Origin of the sequence: Streptomyces rugosispiralis (assembly GCF_024505145.1) — a bacterium.
GTDB lineage: Bacteria > Actinomycetota > Actinomycetes > Streptomycetales > Streptomycetaceae > Streptomyces > Streptomyces rugosispiralis.
In genome coordinates, this window is the sequence record NZ_JANIAA010000273.1 from 1 (window position 1) to 301 (window position 301).

Annotated in this window: 1 protein-coding gene; it reads right to left on the reverse strand. The window is 65.8% G+C overall.

Features of this window, described 5'->3' with window-relative positions:
- Positions 1 to 301, reverse strand: a 301-nt coding sequence (locus NP777_RS47415) for a LamG-like jellyroll fold domain-containing protein (protein WP_256656405.1), incomplete at both ends; no start/stop codon positions are given.

Sequence of the window (301 nt, forward strand, 5' to 3'; positions counted from 1 at the left end):
TGACTCTTCGTCCAGGCGGAAGGAAGCCAGCTCCTGAAGGTGCGTCGGCAGACCGCCGTCGGCGATCACTGCCACGTCGGCCTGTGTGGCGGCAGACTGGACGGTCCGCACCTCATCGACAAGGCCGCGCGTGTTCTCCTGCCAAGCACCTTGGTAGAGCAGCCGACCGATCTGCAGACCACCGCCGGCTCGCCACGGGGTGGTGAAGTCGGCTGCTGCCTGCGGCTCTCCGTTGACGAACAGCTGAACCTTCTTGGTCGCGGTGTCGTACACACCGGTCAGGTGCGTCCAGGCTCCTGCT